The organism is Streptomyces sp. 4N124 (assembly GCF_052245395.1).
Lineage (GTDB): Bacteria > Actinomycetota > Actinomycetes > Streptomycetales > Streptomycetaceae > Streptomyces.
In genome coordinates this window covers 16618-32759 of record NZ_JBQQBS010000046.1, presented here as the reverse complement: position 1 = coordinate 32759, position 16142 = coordinate 16618, and the positions used below count along the sequence as shown (strand labels likewise).

Sequence of the window (16142 nt, the reverse complement as noted above, 5' to 3'; positions counted from 1 at the left end):
CGGCTCTCAGGGGTCGAGGCGGTAGCCGTAGCCGCGGACGGTGGTGATCCGCGGAGCCGGTGCGGGCAGGCCCGCGAGCTTGCCGCGCAGCCGGTACACGTGCTCGATCACGGTCGCGGACTGCTGCCAGGCGGCACCCCAGACCTGTTCGAGCAACTGCTGCGCCGAGAACACCCGCCCGGGAGCACCGGCCAGCACCTCCAGCAGCGCGTATTCCTTGGGGCGCAGCGTCAGCATCGTGCCGTCGGCGGAGGCCTGGCGGGCACCCGTGTCGACGAGTAAGGACCCGACCTGGAGGACTTCCGGTGTCCCGGGAGGCTGCGAGCGGCGCAGCACGGCCCGGATCCGGGCCACCAGCTCACGCTGCGAGAACGGCTTGACCAAGTAGTCGTCCGCCCCGATCTCCAGCCCCGCCACACGGTCGGCCTCCGCGCCCCGCCCCGTCACCACGATCACCGGAAGACGGCTGGTGGAGCGCACCGCGCGCAGCAGTTCGAGGCCGCTGCCGTCCGGCAGCCCCAGATCCAGTACGGCCAGGTCGACCCGGGCCTCGTACAGCACGGCCTTGCCCGCGCGGGCGTCCATGGCCCAGGTGACGGTGAAGCCCTCGCGCTCGAGATAGGAACGGCACATCAGTGCGAAGTCGGGGTCGTCCTCAATCAGCGCGAGGTGCGGACGCATTCCACATCACCGGCCCATCCACCGCCCGGGCGTTGTGTCGCCGATGAGCGGGCGTTGATGCCCCGACCATGTGGCGAAGGTAGAACAGTAATCGCCCACGGTTCAAGGGGGGAGCCGCCAGGGGGAGGTCCGGCGCGGGCGGTGCGGTGCGGGGATGACGAAGTCGCCGCACGCGCCCGTGCCGGATCTGCTGCGCGTCGTGGGTCTGCCCGTCGCCGTGCTGCACGGCGGCATCCCTCGCGTGACGGCCATGCGCCTACGCTCCTGACCGGACATCCTCGCCGCCGTTTGAGTAGTGGTCGTACGCCGTCACCGCGCCACGTCGTTCACCAGCACCGCCGCCCCGTCGAAGCGGCCGTGCTTGAGGTCGGCCAGCGCCCGATCGGCCGCCGACAGGGGATAGGTGTGCGTCGTGGCGTGGATGTCGTGCAGGGCGGCCAGTGCCAGGAACTCCCGTGCGTCCTCACGGGTGTTGGAGGTGACGCTGCGCAACTCCTTCTCGTAGAACAGCTCGCTCTCGTAGCGCAGGGACGGGATGTCGGTGAGGTGGATCCCGGCGATCGACAGGATGCCGCCGCGGTCGAGGGCGCGCAGCGCGACCGGGACCAGGTCGCCGACCGGTGCGAACAGGATCGCCGCGTCCAGCGGTTCCGGCGGCGCCTCGTGCGCACCGCGCGCCGACGCCACCCCCAGCTCCAGCGCCAGCCGCCGCGCCGCGGCACCCCGGGTCAGCACATGCACGGTGGCGCCCTCGGCCAGAGCCACCTGCGCGCACAGATGGGCGCTGCCGCCGAACCCGTACAGCCCGAGCCGCCCGCCCGGCGGGAGCGACGTCCGCCGCAGAGCGCGGTAGCCGATGATCCCGGCGCACAGCAGGGGCGCCGCCGCCACGTCGTCGAGGCCCTCGGGGAGCCGGTGGGCGAAGGCGGCCGGAACGGTCGTGTACTCCGCGTAACCGCCGTCGGCGTCCCAGCCGGTGTACTCGGAGTGCGGGCACAGGTTCTCCGCCCCGCGCAGGCAGTACGCACAGGTGCCGTCGGTCCGCCGCAGCCAGGCCACCCCCACCCGGTCGCCGACCCCCAACCCGCGCACCCCCGCCCCGACCCCCGCGACGACGCCGACGACCTCATGCCCCGGCGTCACCTCCGGCCGATGCACCGGCAGGTCCCCCTCGGCCACGTGCAGGTCGGTCCGACACACCCCGCACGCGCGCACATGCACCAGCAGCTCGTCGTCCCCCGGCACCGGCACCGGTCTCTGCACGAACCGGAGGGGCCCCTCCTCGACGGGCGCCGGTCGCACCACGGCCCACGCCCGCATCGTCCCGTCCGCCATCCCGCACCCCGTCCGCCCGAAGTCCGCCCCCGTCCCCCTCCAGTCTGGAACGGAGTCACGCATTCGGCGCGCGGTCCGGCCAACGGGTGACTAGCGTGAGAATCCGGACAGCCAACCCACCCGATTCGGACAAGCCAACACACCGAGAGGGCCGCAGTCATGGCGGTACAACCTGAGGGAACCCCCTGTTGGGCCGATGCGATGTTCAGCGACGTCGAGGGGGCGAAGAGCTTCTACGGCGACGTCCTCGGCTGGACGTTCGGCGAGGAGGCGACGGAGTTCGGCAACTACACCCAGGCCTACGTGGACGGCAAGGCGGTCGCCGCCGTCGTACCGCCGATGCCCGGCCAGGAAGACCAGTCCCAGTGGTGTCTCTATTTCGCGTCGCCGGACGTGGCCGCCACCGCGGCCAAGATCCGTGACAACGGCGGCCAGGTGGTGATGGAACCGATGGCGGTGGGCGACTTCGGCAGCATGTGCCTGGCGAGCGACCCCGGCGGCGTCGTGTTCGGCGTGTGGCAGGCGGGCACCCACGAGGGGTTCGAGGCGCCGATGGACCAGCCGGGCGCGTTCTGCTGGGCGGAGATCTTCACCCGTGAACCGGAGAAGTCGGACACGTTCTTCCCCGCCGTCTTCCCGTACACGTCCCAGCAGATGGACGACGACGCGATGGACTTCCGGGTCTACAACGTCGGAGGCAACCCCGCCCTGGGCCGGATGAAGATGACCGAGGACTTCCCGCCCGAGGTGCCGCCGTACATCAACGTCTACTTCGGTGTCGCCGACTGCGACGACGCCGTCGCCAAGGCCACCAAGCTCGGCGCGATCCTGCGGTTCGGGCCGATGGACAGCCCCTTCGGACGGTTCGCGGCGCTCACCGATCCGCAGGGCGCGAACTTCTCGGTGATCGACACCACGACCATCCAGGGTGAGATGCCCAAGCTCACCGACGTCTGACCCACACCACATTCAGGGCCCGGTCCGTCCATGGCATGATCGGCACATGCGTGAACGACTGGTGGCCGCGTGCGACGGGGCTTCGAAGGGAAACCCCGGACCGGCGGGCTGGGCCTGGGTGGTCGCCGACGGGGCCGAGACCCCGAGCCGCTGGGAGGCGGGGCCGCTCGGCAAGGCGACCAACAACGTCGCCGAACTCACCGCTCTGGAACGCCTGTTGGCGGCTGTCGACCCGGACGTGCCGCTGGAGATCCGGATGGACTCGCAGTACGCCATGAAGGCCGTCACCACCTGGCTGCCCGGCTGGAAGCGCAACGGCTGGAAGACCTCGGCCGGCAAGCCCGTCGCCAACCAGGATCTCGTCGTCCGCATCGACGAACTCCTCGACGGACGCAAGGTCGACTTCCGTTACGTCCCCGCTCACCAGGTCGACGGCGACCCGCTCAACGACTTCGCCGACCGAGCCGCGAGCCAGGCCGCGATCGTCCAGGAACCCGCGGGCAGCGACCTCGGCTCACCCGAGCCGCCGCCCTCGCCGGACACCCCGGCCTCCGGAGCCCCGCGCCGCAAGGCCGCCGCCGCGTCCCGGCCGCGCAAGAGCGGGGGCTCCTCCCGCACGATCAAGGCGAAGTTCGCGGGCCGCTGCCTGTGCGGCCGCTCGTACGCCGCCGGGGAGCCCATCGCCAAGAACGCGCAGGGCTGGGGCCATCCGGAGTGCCGTACGGCGGACGCCTGATCAGGCCGGCCGCACGTCCTGCCACGGCTTCGTCGTCTCGTTGAGGTCGATGAAGTCCGGGGCGTCCGGACTCATGACGATTCGCGTACGACGAGCTCAGTGGGGAGCGTGACGCCCCGACGCGGCTCCTCGGGATCGCCGATCTCCTCCAGAAGGATGTGGGCGATCATGCTGCCGATCTCCTCCACGGGCTGGCGCACGGTGCTGAGGGGCGGATTGGTGTGCCGGGCGATGATGGAATCGTCGAATCCGACCACGGCCACGTCGTCGGGGACGCTCCTGCCTTGCCTGCGCAGCTCCGCCAGTGCCCCCGCCGCCATGACGTCGGAGGCGACGAACACGGCGTCGAGCTCGGGGATGTGTTCAAGGAGTGAACGCATCGCCGCCTCGCCGCCCTCCTCGGTGAAGTCGGCCGAGGCCACAAGCCGGTCCGTGGCCTTGTGGCCCGCCTTCTCGAGAGCCTCGCGCCAGCCCTGGAGCCTGCTGCGCGCCACGTCCATGTCGAGCGGTCCGCTGATGGTGGCGACGGTCCGCCGCCCTCGCGCGAGGAGGTGGTCGACGGCCGCCGCGGCCCCGCCCGCGTTGTCGGAGTGCACATGGCTGAGCGACTCGTCGGGGGAACGGCGCCCGGCGAGCACCGTGGGCAGTCCCATGTCTTCCAGCAGCCCCGGCAGCGGGTCGTGTTCGTGCACCGAGACCAGGAGCACCCCGTCGACACGCCGTTCCGCAACCGACTGGGTGAGCTGGTCCCGCTCGGACTGGTCGCGTACGAGCATCAGTTGGAGCTGTGTGCGGGTCTCCGCGAGGGCAGTGCTGACCCCGCGGATGACCGCCGAGAAGTAGGGCTCCGAGCCCAGTCTGCTCTCCGACTCGGGGATCACCAGGGCCACTGAGTTCGTCCTGCTCGTCACGAGCCCCCGGGCAACCGAGTTCGGGACGTAGTTCAGCTCGGCGATGGCGGCGAGCACGGCGGCCCTGGCCTTCTCGCTGACGAGCTCGGAGCCGTTGATGACTCGTGAAACCGTGGTGCGTCCGACACCGGCGCGCGCGGCCACGGTCTTGATGGTCGGGAGCTGTCTGTCCCCCATGACGCCTCCCTCGCTCGGCGCTGCCCGGACGGCTTTCACCTGTGCATTGTGCCAGACCTGAGGAGAGCGCCCGCAGGGTCCGGACGCGGGCTCACGACATCTTTCCGCAACGAAGTGGATTCAACTTCTTGACAGACGCCTTCCGGGGCGGCGAGGCTGCGGGCTCCTGGGTGGGCACGTTCCCATTGCTGTTTGGGAACGTACCCACCGGACAAATCGTGCCTACGGAGCGGTCCGTGGGGCTCGAACTCCGGTGCGTCAGCGCCGCCGCTTGGAGGACGAAATGGACAAGTTCCGAAGGAAGTTGCGTACGAGAGTCGTGGCCGCCGTATCGGCCGCGTCGGCTCTCGGCCTGGTCGTGGGCTGCGGAGGCAGCAGTGACGGGGGGACCGGTGGGGGGAGGGACGGCGACAAGGTCACCATCACCATGGGGCTGTTCGGCGTCATGGGCTTCAAGGAGACCGGGCTGCTCGACAAGTACATGAAGGAGCACCCGAACGTCGTCATCAAGGCGGACGTCGCGGGCGACGAGCAGACCTACTACACCGCCCTGCAGACCCACTTGGCCGCCGGCAGCGGGCTGAAGGACATCCAGGGCATAGAGATTGGTCGGGCCAAGGAACTGTCCGACACCCAGAAGGACAAGTTCGTCGATCTGGCCGGTGTGGCCGGGACGGACCACTTCCTGCCGTGGAAGCAGAGCCAGGTCACCGCCTCGGACAAGAAGGTCATCGGCCTCGGCACCGATATCGGCCCGATGGCGGTCTGCTACCGCAAGGACCTCTTCGAGCAGGCCGGCCTGCCCACCGACCGCGACGAGGTCGCCAAGCTGTGGGAGGGCGACTGGTCGAAGTACGTCGAGGCGGGCAAGCGGTTCAAGCAGAACTCGAAGGACGACAAGGTCGCCTTCATGGACAGCTCCAGCGGGCTGTTCAACGCCATGATCTACGGCGACTCCCAGCAGTTCTACGACAAGAAGGGTGAGCTGATCTACGCCACCAACCCTGTCGTGAAGGACGCGTGGAAGCTGGCCTCCGAGGCGGCCACGTCCGATCTGACCGCCAAGCTCCGCCAGTTCCAGCCCGGTTGGGACCCCGGTCTGGCCAACAGCACCTTCGCCAGCACCGTGTGCCCGGCGTGGATGCTCGCGCACATCAGCGAGAAGGCGGGCCCGAAGAACAAGGGCAAGTGGGACGTCGCGAAGGCGCCCAAGGGCGCCAACTGGGGCGGATCGTTCCTCGGCGTGATGGAGAAGAGCCCGGTCAAGAAGGAGGCGCAGGACCTCGTCGCCTGGCTCACCGCCCCCGAGCAGCAGGCCTTCCTCTTCAAGGAGATCGGCAACTTCCCCTCGTCGCAGACCGCGTTGAAGATGCCCGAAGTGGTCGACGCCAAGTCCGACTACTTCGCCGGCGCGCCCATCGGGAAGATCTTCGGCGCCGCGGCCCAGGAGATCCCCGACGAGCAGGTGCTCGGCCGCAAGGACGGCACCATCAAGGACATCTTCTCGCAGGGTCTGACCTTGATCGAAGCGCAGAACAAGAGCCCGAACGAGGCGTGGAAGACCACGGACGAGCGCATCGAGAAGGCCGCGGGCTGACCTGAGCGGTCCGCTTGAAGTGCCGCGATATGCCGTCGATCGTCTGCGGCGCCGTCGTGGCTGGTCGCGCCCGCGCGGCGGAGCCGCAAATCGACACAGCCCCGCCCCCTTCGCGGCGCTGCCGACCCGCAGTGGACTTCGCCCGACCTGCTTAGAGCCCCGTTGCCCATCTCCGCAGCAGCCCGGCGCCCCACGCATGGCCCATGTGGGCCGCCGGGTCCCTGCTCGCCTCCCTCAACCTCCAGGAAGGACGCCTTCCGGTGGCCATCTCCACCTCGACACCACCAGACGGTGCGCCCGGCATCGGCGCCGAGCGTCAGCGGCGCCGTACGCTGCTGCACCGTCTCGACGTCCGGGGCGCGCCGTACGCCTTCGTCGCCCCGTTCTTCGTCGTCTTCGCCGCCTTCAGCTTCTACCCGCTCATCTACACCTCGTGGATCTCCCTGCACCGCGTCGAACTGTCGACCCTGAACCTCATGGAGTGGGTCGGCTTCGACAACTACACGGCGCTCTGGGACGACGAGCGCTTCTGGAACGCGCTGCTCAACACCTTCACCATCGGCGTCCTGTCGACCGTGCCGCAGCTGTTGATGGCGCTCGGCCTTGCGCATCTGCTCAACTACCGGCTGCGCGGCTCTACGTTCTTCCGCGTCGCCGCCCTGACGCCGTACGCCACGTCGGTCGGTGCCGCGGCCCTCGTGTTCACGATGCTCTTCGAACGCGACTTCGGCATGATCAACTGGATGCTGAGCCTGGTCGGTGTCGACAACATCGACTGGGAGAACAACAAGTGGGCCGCGCAGACGGCGATTTCCTCGATCGTCATCTGGCGCTGGACCGGCTACAACGCCCTGCTCTACCTCGCCGCCATGCAGGCGATCCCGCGCGACCGCTACGAAGCCGCCGCCATCGACGGCGCTTCGCGGTGGCAGCAGTTCCTGAAGGTCACCGTCCCTGGTATCCGTTCCACCATCGTGTTCACCATCGTCCTGTCCACGATCGGCGCCACCCAGCTCTTCGGTGAGCCCCTGATCTTCGGCCAGGGCCCGAACGGCATCACCGGGGGAGCGGACAACCAGTACCAGACGCTGGGTCTGCTGCTGTACGAGGAGGGCTGGAAGAACTACCAGATGGGGCGGGCCGCCACGGTCGCCTGGGCGATGTTCCTGCTGCTCATCGTCGTGTTCGTCGTCCAGCAAGTCGTCAAGCGCGTCATGGCGCGCAAGGCCTGACCGGGAGGTTTCCATGACCACAGACAGCATCCCGGTACAGACGGCGGAGGCGCGCCCCGGGGTCGCGAAGAAGGCCCGGAAGGACACTCCGTCCGGCGGACGGCGCCGCCAACTCTTCCGGCACCCGGGTGCCGGACGTCAGCACCACGCGGGTCCCGTCGCCTACATCCTGCTGGGGATCGCGGCCCTGTTCTCCCTGTTCCCGCTCTACTGGACGATGGTGGCGGCGTCGACCGACAACACGCGCGTCACCCAGACGCCCCCGCCGTTCCTGCCAGGACCCAACCTCCTGGAGAACCTCGGCAAGGCCTGGCAGGACGCCGCGCTGGGCAAGGCCATGCTCAACAGCCTGATCGTGGCTGGGGTGATCGCCCTGTCGACGGTGCTGTTCGCCACGCTCGCCGGCTTCGCGTTCGCCAAACTCCGCTTCAAGGGCCGCAACATCCTGCTGATGCTCGTGATCGGCACGATGATGGTGCCGCCTCAACTCGGCGTCGTACCGCTGTTCATGATGATGACCGAGCTGGGCTGGGGCCAGAAGCTGCCCGCCGTCATCTTCCCCACGCTCGTCAGCGCCGTCGGCGTGTTCTTCATGCGGCAGTACCTGTCCGAGGCACTGCCCGACGAACTCGTCGAGGCCGGGCGGGTGGACGGTGCGCACTCCCTGCGCATCTTCTGGAGCATCGTGCTGCCGATCGCCCGGCCTCCCATGGCCGTACTGTTCATGATCACGTTCGTGCACGCCTGGAACGACTTCTTCTGGCCGTTCATCGTGCTCGACATGACCAATCCGACGGTGCCCGTCGCCCTCACCCAGCTCAGCGCGGGATACGTGCGCGACCAGTCGCTGATCATGGCGGGCGCACTGCTCGGCACGCTGCCCCTGCTCGCCCTGTTCATCGTCTTCGGCCGGCAGATCGTCGGCGGAATCATGCAGGGAGCGGTCAAGGGATGACCGCCCCGCCGTCCCCCCGCTGCCGTGGCCCTTCGACGCCCGCCACCCCACTTCGCCGCTTCCGCCCCGCAGTACATCTGGAAGGACCCACGTGACCACCGCAACCCGTCGTGTCGCGCCCGCCCCGGAGAACACCACCGCCATCAGGTTCCCGCAGGGATTCACCTGGGGCACGGCGACCGCCGCCTACCAGATCGAGGGTGCCGCCTCCACGGACGGACGCACTCCTTCGATCTGGGACACCTACTCGCACACGCCCGGCAGGGTCCGCAACGGCGACACCGGTGACGTCGCCACCGACCACTACCACCGCTGGCGCGAAGACGTCGAGATCATGGCCGACCTCGGCGTGAGCGCCTACCGGTTCTCCCTGTCGTGGCCGCGCGTGCAGCCGACCGGCCGCGGCCCGGCCGTCGAAAAGGGTCTCGACTTCTATCGCGCCCTGACCGACGCACTGCTGGAAAAGGGCATCGAGCCGGTCGTCACGCTGTACCACTGGGACCTGCCGCAGGAGCTGGAGGACGCCGGCGGCTGGCCGGTGCGGGCCACCGCCGACCGGTTCGCCGACTACGCGACGCTGGCAGCCCGTGCGCTGGGGGACCGGGTGAAGACCTGGACCACCCTCAACGAGCCCTGGTGCAGCGCCTTCCTCGGATACGGCTCGGGCGTCCACGCGCCCGGACGCACCGACCCGGTCGCGGCCCTGCGCGCGGCGCACCACCTCAACCTCGCCCACGGCAAGGCCGTTCAGGCACTGCGCGCCGAACTGCCCGCCCGCGCACAGGCGTCCATCACCCTCAATATCCATCACGTCCGCGCGCTGACCGACGCAGCGGAGGACCTGGACGCGGCCCGGCGGATCGACGCACTGGCCAACCGCGTCTTCACCGGCCCTCTGCTGGAAGGCCAGTACCCGCAGGATCTCATCCAGGACACGGAGAACCTGACCGACTGGTCCTTCGTACGGGACGGTGACACCGCCACGATCCACCAGCCGCTGGACTTCCTGGGCGTCAACTACTACACGCCCACGCTCGTCTCCGCCGCCACCGGCGAGGCCAGCCACGGCTCCGACGGCCACGGGGCGAGCGAGCACAGCCCCTGGCCGGGCGCCGACAACGTCGCCTTCCACCGGCCGCCGGGCAGCACCACCGCGATGGGCTGGGCGGTCGACCCCAGCGGGCTGTACGACCTGCTGATGAGACTCAAGGCGGACTTCCCCGCGATGCCTCTGATGATCACCGAGAACGGGGCCGCGTTCGACGACTACGTGAACCCGGCGGGCGAGGTGGCCGACCCCGAGCGCATCGCCTACCTCCACGGCCACCTGTCGGCCGTGCACCGGGCGATCGTGGCCGGCGTCGACGTCCGGGGCTACTTCCTGTGGTCCCTGCTGGACAACTTCGAGTGGGGCTACGGCTACAGCAAGCGCTTCGGTGCCGTCTACGTCGACTACCCGACCGGCAAGCGCATCCCCAAGGCCAGCGCGCGGTGGTACTCCGACGTGGCTCGCACGGGCGCCCTGCCGGAGGACTGACAGACGACCACCCCGTTACGGTGCGCGGGACGCACGCCGTCCCGCGCACCGTAACGGGGTGGGGACAAGCCGCCCCGTTCCGCGGGCGCGGATCACGGATGACAGACTGACGCCATGGACGAGCGCGTATTGGGTAGGTCGGGTCAGCAGGCATCCGTCGTAGGTCTCGGCACATGGCAGCTGGGTGCCGACTGGGGAGACGTCGACGACAAGGAAGCCCTGGCGGTGCTGGAGGCGGCGGCCGAGACGGGGGTGACCTTCTTCGACACCGCCGACGTGTACGGCGACGGACGCAGCGAGCAGACCATCGCCACGTTCCTGCGCGGGCGCCCCGATCTGCATGTCCTGGTCGCGACCAAGATGGGCCGCCGTGTCGACCAGATCCCGGAGAACTACGTCCTGGACAACTTCCGCGCCTGGAACGACCGTTCCCGTCGCAACCTCGGCGTCGACCGCCTGGACCTGGTGCAGCTGCACTGCCCGCCGACGCCCGTCTACTCCACCGACGAGGTCTTCGACGCCCTGGACACGCTGGTCGCGGAGGAGCGCATCGCCGCGTACGGCGTCAGCGTGGAGACCTGCGCCGAGGCGCTGACCGCCATCGCCCGCCCGAATGTGGCGAGCGTGCAGATCATCCTCAACCCGTTCCGCATGAAGCCGCTGGCCGAGGTGCTGCCGGCGGCGCGGGAGGCCGGCGTCGGCATCATCGCCCGGGTTCCGCTGGCCTCGGGGCTGCTCTCCGGCAAGTACACCAAGGACACCGTCTTCGCCGAGAACGACCACCGCACCTTCAACCGGCACGGAGAGTCCTTCGACCAGGGTGAGACGTTCTCCGGCGTCGACTTCGCGACGGGCGTGGAGGCCGCGGCCGAGTTCTCGGCGCTGGCCCCGGAGGGGTGCACGCCGGCCCAGCTGGCGCTGCGCTGGATCATCCAGCAGCCCGGCGTGACCACGGTCATCCCCGGCGCCCGCTCGCCCGAGCAGGCCCGCGCCAACGCGGCCGCCGCCAAGCTGCCGGAGCTGTCCGACGAGACGCTCACCGCGATCCGGGACCTCTACGACCGCCGGATCAAGGACCAGGTGGAGAGCCGCTGGTAGCCGGGGCCTGCCGCCCTGACCGATCGAACCGCGCGAATCTGGGCACTCGGGGTCCGAGACAGATACGGGTTCGATCGATCAGGGAGGAACCTTGTCGGTCACGAGAAAGAGTGCGGACACCGAGGACTGGGGTCGCAACGAGACCCCGGAGGAGCGGGCCGACCGCAAGTGGGGCGAGCTGATCCAGGAGATCCGGGTCGCACAGACCGGGGTGCAGATCCTGTTCGGCTTTCTGCTCACGGTCGTGTTCGCGCCCAGGTTCGTGGATCTGGACACCACGGACCAGAACATCTACATCGTCACCGTCGTCCTCGGTGCCGCCGCCACCGGGGCGCTGATCGGCCCGGTGACCCTGCACCGGCTCGTGGCCGGCCGGCGCATCAAACCGCAGGCCGTGGAGTGGGCCTCCCGGCTGACCCTCACCGGCCTCCTGCTGCTGCTGGCCACGATGACCGCCGCGGTCCTGCTGATCCTCAGGGTCGCTTCGGGCCACGACGACTATGTGCCGTGGCTCGTCGGCGGAATCGTGGCCTGGTATCTCCTGTGCTGGTTCGGTGCGCCGTGGTGGGCACGGCACCGTCACACGTCACGCTGAGGCCGCGCCCGTCGCCCTGTGTGATCGCAGACGTGATCAGGAAGCGTCTCCACGGGCCCCGCGCAGCGCCACGATGCATGTGCTGATCGCCTGCTGAAGCTCCTCCAGCTGCTGGACCATGTCGTCCTCGTAGAAGTCCTGGGCGTCGTCGAAGGTCAGCTCCTCGAACACCTTCGTCGCCCGCTGAAGACTGCTGTAGAACTTCGTCCGCCGCTCCTGCACGCGCAGTTCGGGGTCGGCCTCCACGGTCTCGGCGACGAGGGACTTCATGGTGTCGTAGGCCTCGCCGGCCCACTCGCCGGGGTCCTCCGCCTCGTCCAGCTCGTCGATGAGGGACAGATGCCGCTCTGCCTCCTGGCGTACGTCGACCGGCGCGTCGACGGTCTGCCCGGCGGGGGTCTTGATCTGGCCCGACTCGGCGATCTGGCGGACGTATCCGATCCGGTCGGCAGACCTGCTCTCGGCGGCGACGGCCTTCTTCAGGTCGTCGGTGCGCACGATGTCACGGGCCAACTCGGCCTGGAGCTCCGGGTCTTCACGGACGCGGTCCAGGAGTGCCTGGCGGGCCGCCTGCGCGGTGGAAGGGTCCGCGAGGATCGCGGCGCGCAGCGCGGTGGGGTTCTCGGCGACTTCGAGGGCCTTGGTCGGCCGGATGCCCTCGGCCTCGGCCGCCTCGGCGATGGCGGTACCGCGCTCCGAGGCGGCGCTGTTGCGCGAGACGTAGTAGCTGAGCCATACGTCCGCGTCGGGCAGCTCGACCTCCTGGCCGGGCGCCAGCTCCTCGAAGTGCGGGACGAGACCGTCGTCGGCGGCCCGGTCCCAGGCCTTGTAGTAGCGCATGACGCGGTCGGCGGAGCAGCCGGCGAGCTCGGCGAACTCCTTCGCGGAGACCTTCGGCGTCTCGTCCGCGCCCTGACCGCCGGGCCGTACGCTGCGCGCCACCATCAGGCCGAAGGCCCAGCCTCCGGTCCGCGCATAGACCCCGAACTCGCGGGCGTCCCGCGCCACGAGATCGGACAGGGGCGCGGGGGACGTCTCGGACGGGACGGTCGCCAGGGTCACGGGTGACTCTCCTGAAAGGTGTTGCCGGGGCTGGAACAGGTGCGACAGGAAGCCTATCGGGGCTCATGACGAGGCTTTTCCCGGCCTCGGCCCCGTGCGTTTCGTCTCCCGTTCGTCGGCTCGCTCCTCGATTGTTCGTCGGCCCACCCCTCGATCACGGCGGCCTGCCGGGAGAGGATGCGGGCATGAGTGTTCGCCCGCTGCCTCAGAGCACCCCCGCCGCCCAGGGCGTCGACGCGTCCGGCATCCACGCCTTCCTCGACGCCCTCGACGCCGCCCCGGACATCGAGCCGCACAGCCTGATGATCATGCGGCACGGCCACCTCGTGGCGTCCGGTTGGTGGGCGCCGTACACCGAAGACCGCCCGCATCTCCTCTACTCACTCAGCAAGAGCTTCACGGCAGCCGCCGCCGCGCTCGCCACCGACGAGGGGCTGCTCGACTTCGACGCCCCGGTGATCTCGTACTTCCCGGAGTTCGAGGCCGACATCACCGATCCGCGCAGCCGCGCCATGCTCGTACGGCACGTGGCGTCCATGGCGAGCGGCCATGGGGCCGACACCCTGTACCCCGCTCTCGCCCTCGACCACCAGAACCTGGTGCGCGGCTTCCTGCTGCTGCCGCCGGACGGTGATCCGGGGACCGTGTTCGCGTACAACCAGCCCACGACGTACACGCTCGGCGCGATCGTGCGGCGCGTCAGCGGTCAGTCGCTGACGGACTATCTGCGGCCGCGGCTGTTCGATCCGCTCGGCATCGGCGAGACGGCGTGGCTGCGTGACGGGTCGGGCGGCGAGCTGGGCTTCAGCGGACTGCACGCCACCACCGACGCCGTCGCCCGGCTGGGCCAGCTGTATCTGCAGCGCGGCGTGTGGGAGGGCGAGCGGCTGCTGACCGAGGAGTGGGTGGCCGAGGCCACGCGGGCGCAGATCTCCAACGCCGGGGTGGAGATGACCGGGACCGACTGGCAGCAGGGCTACGGCTTCCAGTTCTGGATGTCCCGGCACGGCTACCGCGGCGACGGGGCGTTCGGCCAGTTCTGCCTGGTGCTGCCGGAGCACGACGCGGTGATCGCGACGACCGCGGCGACCGAGCAGATGCAGAAGCTTCTGAACCTCGTCTGGGACCACCTGCTGCCCGCGTTCGGAGCCACGCCGCTGCCCGGCCACGAGGAGCGCGACACCGCCCTCGCCGCGCGGCTGGCGCGCCTCGCACTGCCGCCGGCCGCGGGCAAGCCGGCACCGCCGGAGCGTGCGGAGGCCTGGTCCGCCGCCGACTTCGCGCCGCACGGCGGTGTGTGCGAGGCCCAGCCGACACTGACCGCGGTGCACATCACCGAGGGCCGGAACCTGGCGCTGATCGACGACGGGCAGCCGCTGCAGGTGCCGATCGGCAACGACGGCTGGACCGTCATCGAGGAGCCGGTGCCCCTCGCGGTGAGCGGGGGGTGGAGCGACGCGGACACCCTCGTCGTGGACATCGCCTTCCTGGAGACGCCGCACCACCTGGTCGTGACGTGCTCGCTCACCGACGGTACCTTCACCGCGCGGTGGCTCACGCAGCCGCTGCACCAGGGCGCGCTGCGCACGATGCGCGGACCCCGCGCCTCACTCTGACGGCACCCGGAAGGTCCGCAGGAAGGTGTCCAGCGCCTCACGGTTGGCGGCGTCGTCCCAGTCGTCGGCCGGGGTCGTCCAGCGCAGTGAGTAGCCCCGGTGGTCGCCGATGAGGAACCCGCGCCCGAAGGTGCGCAAGCGCGTGCCGTCGACATCGATGAGCCACTCGATGTCGGCGGCCTCACGGCCCTGGTACGTCGTCGCGCGGATGTCGCCGAGCCGCCGGTAGTCGTCGTCCTGCTTCAACGCGGGCTCGACGTCGTCCCGCCACACGGCGACCGGATCCGGGCCCACCGCCTCGCTGTAGGTGACGGCGAGCGTGCGCGGGTCGCCGTCCTTGCCGAGCACGACCCGGTAGGCCAGATCGGCCTGGCGGGTGGCCTGCAGCGGCTTCCAGCCCTCGGGGAGGGCGAGCGAGAACCCCTTGGGGGAGTGGTAGCGGCTGAAGCCGGGCGGCAGGGGCGTGCCTGTGGGGGAGGGGGACGCCGAAGTCGGAGTGGGTGTGGGCGTGGGTGTCGGCGTCGGGGTGGGGGACGGTGTCACGGGCGGCGAGGGGGTCTGCTGCCCCGGAACGGACGCCGAAGCCGGCGGCCGTGGTGCCGTACCGGCCTCGGACGTGCTGTCGTTGTCGGAGACCTGGCGGGACACGGCGAGGACGGCGACGGACACGGTGACGACCGCCAGCGCCGTCCCGGCGACCATGGTGCGCCGGCTCCATCCCTCACTCGCGTGCAGGGCCGCCGCGTACACCCCGCGCAGCCGGGGCCGCGACGTCGACCGTGCGACCATCTCGGGGTCTTCGCTGAGCACACGGACCAGTGCCTCGCGGACCACCGGCCGGGTCAGCCGCTCCCGGCAGTTCTTGCGGAGCAGCCCCTGCACCAGCTGGGTGAGCGGTCCGGCGCGCAGCGGTGTGCGCAGCGGAAGCTTGTCGACCCCCTTCAACGTCGTTTCGGGACGGTCGCGTTCACGGAAGGGCGGGCGGCCCTCCAGCATCGTGTAGAGGAGCGCGCCCAGGGCCCACAGGTCGGCCGCCGGGCCGATGCGCTCGTCACGGGCCTGTTCCGGGGAGGCGTACGACGGTGCCGTCACGCGCGGTACGAGGGTCGCGCCGGCCAGGCCGAAGCCGGTGACCACCAGGGGCCCTCGCTCCCGCACGAACACCTGCCCCGGGCTCAGCTCGCCGTGTGTGATGCCCTCGCCGTGCGCCGCCTCCAGCACATCGAGCAGCTCCAGGCCGATCCGCGCCGCCCGTACATGGTTGAACGTGCCCTCCTGCGCGAGGAGTTCCCCCAGCGGAATGCCGTCGATCCACTCGGTGACGGTCCACAGGGTGCCGTTCTCCTCGATCGCGTCGACGACCGTGGCCACCTTGCCCGGACGCAGCAGCCCCATGGTCTCGGACATGCGGATCACCCGGGCGGTGGCCCGCCGCACGGTCTCCCCGTCGGAGTCGGCCGGGAGCACCGTCTGCGTGAGGAGACAGGGCCGTGAGGCCTCGACATCCTCGCCGTACCAGCAGATGCGGTTCGTCTCGCGATGGAGGACCTCCAGGAGGCGGTACCTTCCGGCGACCAACTCGTGTGTGGAGACGTACGCCTTGACCATGGTCATCCCTCGCTGAACCCCTGGCTCTCACCCTTCTCAGAGAGG

At 70.0% G+C, this 16142-nt stretch carries 14 protein-coding genes; 9 read left to right on the top strand and 5 right to left on the bottom strand.

What is annotated here, in order from left to right; all coding sequences use genetic code 11:
* Positions 1-6 precede the first annotated feature (6 nt).
* Both ACTWQO_RS34810 and ACTWQO_RS34805 read right to left on the bottom strand, forming a co-directional pair.
* Entirely contained in the window at positions 7-681 is a 675-nt protein-coding gene (locus tag ACTWQO_RS34810) for a response regulator transcription factor (protein WP_443241373.1), read from the bottom strand.
* Between the two features lie 309 nt (positions 682-990).
* Positions 991-2001 (bottom strand): zinc-binding alcohol dehydrogenase family protein, encoded by a 1011-nt coding sequence (locus tag ACTWQO_RS34805; protein WP_443241416.1) that lies wholly within the window; start codon positions 1999-2001, stop codon positions 991-993.
* A 174-nt stretch (positions 2002-2175) separates the two neighbouring features.
* On the opposite strand from ACTWQO_RS34805, the gene ACTWQO_RS34800 reads away from it, so the two are divergent.
* Positions 2176-2973, top strand: coding sequence for a VOC family protein (locus ACTWQO_RS34800; RefSeq protein ID WP_443241372.1), 798 nt, complete (start codon positions 2176-2178; stop codon positions 2971-2973).
* A gap of 46 nt (positions 2974-3019) precedes the next feature.
* Positions 3020-3709: a ribonuclease H family protein gene (locus ACTWQO_RS34795; RefSeq protein ID WP_443241371.1), complete on the top strand. Its 690-nt coding sequence runs from the start codon at positions 3020-3022 to the stop codon at positions 3707-3709.
* Positions 3710-3780: 71 nt separating this feature from the next.
* Here ACTWQO_RS34795 and ACTWQO_RS34790 read toward each other — a convergent pair whose 3' ends face one another.
* The gene (locus ACTWQO_RS34790) at positions 3781-4797 is read right to left on the bottom strand and encodes a LacI family DNA-binding transcriptional regulator (RefSeq protein ID WP_443241370.1); all 1017 of its coding nucleotides are present in this window, start codon (positions 4795-4797) and stop codon (positions 3781-3783) included.
* Positions 4798-5080: 283 nt separating this feature from the next.
* Here ACTWQO_RS34790 and ACTWQO_RS34785 point away from each other — a divergent pair, with 283 nt between their 5' ends.
* The 6 genes from ACTWQO_RS34785 to ACTWQO_RS34760 all read left to right on the top strand — a co-directional run bounded on the left by ACTWQO_RS34785 (position 5081) and on the right by ACTWQO_RS34760 (position 11811).
* On the top strand, positions 5081-6394 hold the full coding sequence (locus ACTWQO_RS34785; RefSeq protein ID WP_443241369.1) for an extracellular solute-binding protein: 1314 nt from the start codon (positions 5081-5083) through the stop codon (positions 6392-6394).
* Positions 6395-6597: 203 nt separating this feature from the next.
* Positions 6598-7626 carry a carbohydrate ABC transporter permease gene (locus ACTWQO_RS34780; RefSeq protein ID WP_443241368.1) on the top strand — a complete coding sequence of 343 codons (1029 nt, stop codon included), beginning with the start codon at positions 6598-6600 and terminating at the stop codon, positions 7624-7626.
* A gap of 13 nt (positions 7627-7639) precedes the next feature.
* Positions 7640-8581, top strand: a complete 942-nt coding sequence (locus ACTWQO_RS34775; protein WP_443241367.1) for a carbohydrate ABC transporter permease — start codon at positions 7640-7642, stop codon at positions 8579-8581.
* A 91-nt stretch (positions 8582-8672) separates the two neighbouring features.
* Positions 8673-10118, top strand: coding sequence for a GH1 family beta-glucosidase (locus ACTWQO_RS34770; protein ID WP_443241366.1), 1446 nt, complete (start codon positions 8673-8675; stop codon positions 10116-10118).
* Between the two features lie 114 nt (positions 10119-10232).
* Complete coding sequence (locus ACTWQO_RS34765; RefSeq protein WP_443241365.1) at positions 10233-11216, top strand: aldo/keto reductase; 984 nt, start codon at positions 10233-10235, stop codon at positions 11214-11216.
* Between the two features lie 91 nt (positions 11217-11307).
* On the top strand, positions 11308-11811 hold the full coding sequence (locus ACTWQO_RS34760) for a DUF6328 family protein (RefSeq protein ID WP_443241364.1): 504 nt from the start codon (positions 11308-11310) through the stop codon (positions 11809-11811).
* Between the two features lie 36 nt (positions 11812-11847).
* Here ACTWQO_RS34760 and ACTWQO_RS34755 read toward each other — a convergent pair whose 3' ends face one another.
* Positions 11848-12873 (bottom strand): hypothetical protein, encoded by a 1026-nt coding sequence (locus tag ACTWQO_RS34755; protein ID WP_443241363.1) that lies wholly within the window; start codon positions 12871-12873, stop codon positions 11848-11850.
* Positions 12874-13058: 185 nt separating this feature from the next.
* Here ACTWQO_RS34755 and ACTWQO_RS34750 point away from each other — a divergent pair, with 185 nt between their 5' ends.
* Entirely contained in the window at positions 13059-14489 is a 1431-nt protein-coding gene (locus ACTWQO_RS34750; RefSeq protein WP_443241362.1) for a serine hydrolase domain-containing protein, read from the top strand.
* Here ACTWQO_RS34750 and ACTWQO_RS34745 read toward each other — a convergent pair.
* Positions 14481-16103: a serine/threonine protein kinase gene (locus tag ACTWQO_RS34745; protein WP_443241361.1), complete on the bottom strand. Its 1623-nt coding sequence runs from the start codon at positions 16101-16103 to the stop codon at positions 14481-14483. The genes ACTWQO_RS34750 and ACTWQO_RS34745 overlap by 9 nt on opposite strands.
* Positions 16104-16142 lie beyond the last annotated feature (39 nt).